4 protein-coding genes and 1 other RNA gene are annotated in these 4,047 nt (G+C 42.6%); all 5 read right to left on the reverse strand.

The features are described 5' to 3' along the window. Window positions 1–347, reverse strand: a transfer-messenger RNA (tmRNA) gene (gene ssrA, locus MSA64_RS07460). A gap of 282 nt (window positions 348–629) precedes the next feature. Further along, entirely contained in the window at window positions 630–1,100 is a 471-nt protein-coding gene (smpB, locus tag MSA64_RS07465) for an SsrA-binding protein SmpB (RefSeq protein ID WP_287891182.1), read from the reverse strand. A gap of 3 nt (window positions 1,101–1,103) precedes the next feature. After that, on the reverse strand, window positions 1,104–3,293 hold the full coding sequence (gene rnr / locus MSA64_RS07470; protein ID WP_287891183.1) for a ribonuclease R: 2,190 nt from the start codon (window positions 3,291–3,293) through the stop codon (window positions 1,104–1,106). 188 nt (window positions 3,294–3,481) lie between these two features. Continuing rightward, window positions 3,482–3,718: a preprotein translocase subunit SecG gene (gene secG / locus MSA64_RS07475; RefSeq protein WP_022171795.1), complete on the reverse strand. Its 237-nt coding sequence runs from the start codon at window positions 3,716–3,718 to the stop codon at window positions 3,482–3,484. 64 nt (window positions 3,719–3,782) lie between these two features. Then, the coding region (locus MSA64_RS07480) for a hypothetical protein (RefSeq protein WP_287891185.1) at window positions 3,783–4,047 on the reverse strand (265 nt) is incomplete at its 5' end.

The following is a 4,047-nucleotide window of genomic DNA, read 5'->3' on the forward strand; positions in this document are numbered from 1 at the left end:
TGGACCTGAGGGGAATCGAACCCCTGTCCGAAAGCCTATCCATTCAGGCATCTCCCATTACAGTCATTCTTTTGACATTCCCTTAACCCGACGCCGGATGACAGGCTTCAGACCTCAGTAGCTTCATAAATTCTTTTTTCTTCTCAAAGCTTTGAAGAAAAAGTGCCCCGCTAAGTTTGATGCCGGGATCTAAGCTGCGGGAGACTCAGAAACCGACAGCTGCCATTAGGCAGCGTACGCTAAATTTTCGTCTGCGTTTAAATTTAATTTCCAGGTTGGTGACGCAGTCCCAGAGCTGCGAATGGCTTCCCAAACTTCAAAACCCCCGTCGAAACCAGTACAAGCCCTCACATATTATATGAGTATATAAGTTGTATGGTTCGCAGACAGTTTTGTTCATTGCAAATCAAAATTGATCCCGTGAACTGATTTTGATTTGTACTTGTTCTATTATATGTGACATACAGAGTATTGTCAAGACCAGATCCATTGATTTTTCCCTGAGTGAACTACTAATGTTACTGTTCACTCCTGTTCTCCTGGAAGCGTGTCTGAAAAATCATTTCCGCAATCTACAAGCCCCACTTTGTGGGACTCACAGCTCACGAAAAGACTTTTTCAGACACGCTCTAATACAGATTCCGAACCTTGGAATCTCTCTCTGCTTCCCGTCTCTGGTCTTTCTTGGCAATATCCTGTCTCTTATCATACAGTTTTTTTCCTTTTGCAAGGCCAATCTCCACTTTTACCAGGCTCCGGTTAAAATACACTTTTAACGGTACAAGCGTATAACCTTTTTCTGCAATCTTTCCTTTCATTTTACGGATCTCGCTTTTATGAAGCAGCAGTTTTTTTACACGTAACGGATCCCGGTTGAAAATATTTCCTTTTTCGTAAGGACTGATATGCATTCCATAGATATACACTTCTTCATTCTCAATTCTCACAAAAGATTCCTTGATACTGCACTTTCCCATGCGCAGCGATTTTACCTCTGTTCCATGGAGTGCAATACCGGCCTCGTATGTCTCTTCGATAAAATAATCATGATACGCCTTTTTATTGTTCGCGATCAGACGGCTTCCCTTTTCCTTTGCCATTCTTTAATCCTCCCAATCCATGTATTTGTTAAAACAGCTGTTTTCTTCTTTTAAGATAAAGTCAATACTCTTCGTGGACAGATCCACCTGTGATACTTTTACCGTTACTTTCTGACCAAGACGATATGTGTGTCCGGTCTTTTCACCTACCAGACAGTAAGCTTCCTCATCAAACTGATAGTAATCGTCCATCAATGTGCTGATATGCACCAGACCTTCCACCGTATTCGGCAGTTCCACATACAGTCCCCAGCCGGTTACACCGGAGATAATACCCTCATAATTCTGTCCCAGTCTGGTTTCCATATATTCCGCTTTTTTCAGTTTCACGGTCTCACGTTCTACCTCTTCGGCTCTGCGTTCCAGCGTACTGGTCTTATCTGCCACATCCCCGAGAATCTGCGCATAATACATTTTTTTCTCCTGATTCATCCGACCACGGATCGTCTCTTTGATGATCCGGTGGATCTGCAGATCAGGATATCTTCGGATCGGTGAAGTGAAATGACAATAATGCTTAGCTGCCAGTCCGAAATGTCCGCTGCACCCCGTCGTATATCTTGCCTGTTTCATGGAACGAAGGAGCAGTCGGCTGATCAAAGGCTCCGTAGGTTCTCCCTCGATCTCATTCAGAATCTCCTGGACTTCCAGCGGTGTGATTTCTTCATGTGACTTGTGTACCGGAATGTCCTGATTGCGGATAAAAGTCAGTACCTTTTCCATCTTGTCACTGTCCGGATTCTCATGGGTACGGTATAAGAATGGAATCTCACGCTCACAGTATTCTTTTGCCACTGTTTCATTGGCAAGAAGCATAAAATCCTCAATGATCTTTGTAGCTACATTCTGCTCATACGCTTTGATCTCCACCGGTCTTCCCATCTCATCCAGAAAGACTTTACACTCCGGAAAATCAAAATCAATAGAGCCACGGTTACTTCTCTTTTTGCGAAGGATCGCAGACAGCTCTTTCATATGATGAAACAGCGGCACAAAATCCTGATATTCTCTCCGGAGATCCCCATCGCCCTCCAGAATCTTCTTCACTGCCGTATAAGTCATCCGGCGATCGACACAGATCACGGTCTCCGCAATCTTATGGCTGATCACATTTCCCTGTGCATCAATATCCATCAGACAGCTGAGTGCCAGTCGGTCTTCTCCCTGATTCAGGGAACAGATTCCATTAGACAATCGTCTGGGAAGCATCGGAATCACCCGGTCTACCAGATATACGCTGGTTCCCCGTCGTAGTGCCTCACGATCAAGAGCACTTCCTCCCTGTACATAATTGCTTACATCCGCAATATGCACACCGAGATGATAAATATTTCCATCCTTTGTCAGAGAGATTCCATCATCCAGATCTTTCGCATCTTCACCATCAATCGTAACAACAGTCCAGTTCCTCAGATCCATCCGTCCCTGAAAATCTCCTTCAATCACATGATCCGGTACTCGATCCGCCTGATTGGCTACTTTTACCGGAAAATCCATTGGCAGTTCATATGCTCTCGCAATGGAAAGCACATCTATGCCCGGGGCTCCCTGAGCTCCCAGAACTTCCTGTACTCTTCCCTCCGGATTTTTGTTTTTCCCACCGTAAGAAGTAATCTTTGCCACAACTTTGTCGCCATCATTTGCCCCAAGCGTATGTTCCCTCGGAATAAAGATGTCCTGCTGAATCTTCTGATTATCCGGAATCACAAATCCATAGTTTTTACTTTTCTCAAATGTACCAACTACTTCCGTGATTCCATGTCCAAGAATCTGTACAATCGTTCCTTCCCGGCGCTGACCGGTTCGTTCTTCTTTCACTTTCACCTGTACCCGATCCTTATGAAAAGCGCCCATAGTATCATCCTGGGGAATATACAGATCTTCTTCCTGATCTTCCAGTTCCACAAAACCAAATCCTTTCGGATGAGCAATAAACGTTCCTTCTGACAGTTCCGGTGAACCTGTCTTCACTGTAGCAATCTTCCGGACTTTTTCATACTTTCCTTTTTTACAGATGATTTTTCCTTCCGCCTCCAGTTCATCCAGAACCTGAAAAAGTTCGGATCGTTTTCCTTTGGGAATCTGCAGCAGCATTGCAATATCTTTTGCACGCATCGGCTGGTATTCTTTATTGGATACAAAGTCCAGCAGCAATTTTTTTCTGTTTTTTAATTTTTTATTATTTATTCTCATATCTTTCTCCCTGGAAAATCAGAAGCATATGTCTCTGTTTTCCATATTCATTCAACATTTGTAACTGTTCACTGTCTTTGCAGTTACAAACGGTCTCCCATTGTAAATGTAATCATTGCTGATCACTTCTCTCTGTGTGCAAAAAACACCCTTGCAAGAAAGTTGCAAGAGTGTTCTTTTCACGTCACTTAAAATTTCATATTCAATACGATTGCCAGTACCATAAACAGAATCGCCATGATCTTTGTGGCCAGAACCAAATGACCTTCCATGGAACGACCTTTATTCTGTCCCCAGTAAGTATCCGCCATACCGGAAATAGCACCCAGACCTTTCTGTTTTCCTTCCTGCATCAGGACAACTACTGTCAAACCTATACAATCGATTACAAAAATAACCGTCAATACAATCCGTAAAATATTCACAATTACACCTCCTATGGTCAACCTCATTTATTTTACCATAGAGATTTGTGAATTTCAACCTTTTTTACTGAAATGTGTACAGATTATTCAAAGATTTCTTTTTATTGTTTGCTTTATGAACCAGCAATTCATCATACATTGCATTGAAAAGTCCAGCCAGGTATTCTCTACTGTCAACATTTTCTACTAATAACATCTCTTTTTCCCCTTCATATGGTAATTCATAAGTCGCAGTTGTCATATAAGAAACTGCAGATTTTGTCGGTTTCACAAGTAACCTGTCATCATATATGCCACCGACAATCCTGTCTCGATAATATATAATATAT

It is taken from the genome of Oliverpabstia sp., from assembly GCF_022785585.1.
GTDB lineage: Bacteria > Bacillota > Clostridia > Lachnospirales > Lachnospiraceae > Oliverpabstia > Oliverpabstia intestinalis.

What these genes read in the sequence shown, in the direction of transcription:
- rnr (WP_287891183.1), bottom strand. Translation starts at nt 3,293, where the DNA reads ATGAGAATAAATAATAAAAAATTAAAAAACAGAAAAAAATTGCTGCTG.
- smpB (WP_287891182.1), bottom strand. Translation starts at nt 1,100, where the DNA reads ATGGCAAAGGAAAAGGGAAGCCGTCTGATCGCGAACAATAAAAAGGCG.